We start from the raw sequence: 2428 nt of genomic DNA, 5'->3' as shown, positions 1-2428 counted from the left end.
GTCTAGCAAATTATCCGAAGTTAGGCGTAAAAAAGCTCAAACTCCGAATCTGAGCTTGAGTAAATAGAAGGTGGTTCATGTGGTGAAGTGTTTACCTAACTTTGGATAATTACAATGCACGAAACCGCGATGGTTAAGGAAAATGCTATGGGGATTGAATTTCTAATCTCCCGTCTAATTCATATGACATTTATGTAAAACTCAGTAGGAATTGTATCGAAGTAGCGTTAATTATGCTGAAACAGATATAGTTTCCCCCTCCCCATAACAGGGCACTTTCTTAAATACATACAGTTTGGACAGTGATTGGGGGAGATTTACCCAAGCTCAAAAACCGTTTGGGTTTTTCTGATCCGCAATTAGGGCATTTAGATAAATCTAATCCTGTGAGCTTCTGGACGAGTTGGAGGGTTGTAGCTTTCTCTTCAATTAATAAAGGGGTATTGGTAAGTTGCTTGCAAATCTTCAGTTTGGTTGTCTTGTTACGATTACCAAGTAAGCCGTAGTGCCTAATTTTCATAAAGCGACTCGGCAAGATGTGGATAAGAAATCTGCGGATAAACTCCTCTGAGGAAAGAGTCATCACCTTATGCTTACTGTCGTCTTTGTAGTCCCGCCATTTGAAGGAAACCGTATCCTTTTCCATGCTAATGATGCGCTTGTTGGATATAGCCACTCGGTGAGTATATCGCCCCAGGTATTCAACAACACAAGCAGCATTTTTAAACGGTGGTTTGCAGTAGACAATCCACTCTTTACCATAGAGAGAGGTGAGCAACTTTTCGAATTCTTTATCGTCGGAAAGATATTTTTGACTTCCGTGGAATTCAAGCTTGTTTTGGTAGTAGAGCTGTTTAAGGTAATACAGGAATTTGCCTCTGAACTTCCGGGATAGAACTTTAACTGGAATGAAGAATTTCTTTCTGCTGTTCATCCATTTTCCGATGGAGGATAATCCGCCGCCGGGTACAATGCAGTGAATATGCGGGTGGTGCATGAGGTTTTGTCCCCAAGTATGCAGAACCGATGTAAAGCCAATCTTTGCACCAAGATATTTTTTGTCAGAAGCTAAATCGGTGAGAGTTTCAGCAACGGTCTTAAACATAAGGGTATAAACTGCTTTTTGATTTTGGTAGACCATTAAATTGAGAGTATCCGGGATGGTGAATACCACATGGAAGTATCCGATGTCGAGTAGATTGCTTTTCTGGTTTTCAATCCAACGTTCTTTGGCCAGAGCTTGGCATTTAGGGCAGTGCCTGTTGCGGCATGAATTGTAGGAAATACGGGTATGCCCACAACTGTCACAAACCTCCTTATGGCCACCTAACTCTGACGTTCTACATTTTTGAATGGCAGACATCGCCTTATGTTGTGCGAGAGTGAGCTTATGGTTGGTACGATAGTTTTTGCCGTATTTTATGAAGATATCTTGGACCTCAGTCATTGGCTTTGTCCGATTCAGTCATCTTATCAAGGGGACTTATTACGTTGAGAGATTCAATCTTAACCAAATGCAAGTAAACGCAGGTCGTGTTGATATTTGAGTGGCCGAGTAGTTGCTTGATGTGATAAATACTTGTGCCGGATTCCAGCAGGTGAGTCGCGAAACTATGCCTCATGGTATGGACTGAAACGTTTTTAGAGATGTTAGCTTTCTTTACATATTTATGAAATAGATTTTGTATTGCTTTGGTAGTCATGTGGGTGCAGGTGTGATTCCTGCTGTAAAAAAGCCACTCTTTGGGGTGGTAAGCTTTCCAGTAAGCTCTAAGCATCTCAAGATTGGTTTGAGAAAGTAGAGCATAGCGATCTTTGCTTCCTTTGGCATTGCGGATGAACAATTGCATTTTATCACTATGGATATCTGAAACTTTAAGCGAGGCTACTTCGCTTAGGCGAAGTCCTGCACCATAAAGAGTCATAAGAATGCATTTATCTCGCAGGTTGTCGCAGACGTTAAAAAGGGCTTGTATCTCCTCTTGGGTAAGGATGTCAGGGAGTCTGCGTGGTTTGCGGTGGCGAGGAACTTGTCTGGGGTTTAAATTAACGTTCAGAGTTACGCCATACAAAAAGCGGAGGCCGCTATTGTAGGTGTTTACCGATTCGGGAGCAAGCTTCTTAACTGTCGTGAGATAATGAAGAAACTGTCTAACATCTTCTACACCTAGCTCAGTTGCAGGTTTACCGAAGTGCTCCTGAAAGAGTTTAACTTTGGTATAGTATTCAGCCTGGGTATGCTTACTAAACCCTCGAAGCTCCACATCGAATTTCAGTTTGGCTAAAACTTCTTCTTTTGTCATATTCAATCATCTCCTGCAAAATAGTTTTACAGGAGATGCAAAGCTTCATAACAGCTAATAGGAATATTTGCATGAAAGTAAGAGATTTGCTACGGAAACCACCGCGCCAGCGGTTTAGTGCAATG

At 41.7% G+C, this 2428-nt stretch carries 2 protein-coding genes; both read right to left on the bottom strand.

Going from position 1 to position 2428, the window contains the following annotated elements:
- Positions 1 to 280 precede the first annotated feature (280 nt).
- On the bottom strand, positions 281 to 1447 hold the full coding sequence (locus DOT_RS18690) for an IS91 family transposase (protein WP_009622109.1): 1167 nt from the start codon (positions 1445 to 1447) through the stop codon (positions 281 to 283).
- Positions 1440 to 2303 (bottom strand): tyrosine-type recombinase/integrase, encoded by an 864-nt coding sequence (locus DOT_RS18685; RefSeq protein WP_009622107.1) that lies wholly within the window; start codon positions 2301 to 2303, stop codon positions 1440 to 1442. The genes DOT_RS18690 and DOT_RS18685 overlap by 8 nt, the downstream gene beginning before the upstream one ends.
- Between the last annotated feature and the right edge of the window lie 125 nt (positions 2304 to 2428).

Source organism: Desulfosporosinus sp. OT (assembly GCF_000224515.1).
Lineage (GTDB): Bacteria > Bacillota > Desulfitobacteriia > Desulfitobacteriales > Desulfitobacteriaceae > Desulfosporosinus.
The sequence above is the reverse complement of the archived record's forward strand: the minus strand, read 5'-3'. Positions and strand labels throughout refer to the sequence as shown.

Coding starts and splice junctions, on each gene's coding strand:
- DOT_RS18690 (WP_009622109.1), bottom strand. CDS start 1,447: ATGACTGAGGTCCAAGATATCTTCATAAAATACGGCAAAAACTATCGT.
- DOT_RS18685 (WP_009622107.1), bottom strand. CDS start 2,303: ATGACAAAAGAAGAAGTTTTAGCCAAACTGAAATTCGATGTGGAGCTT.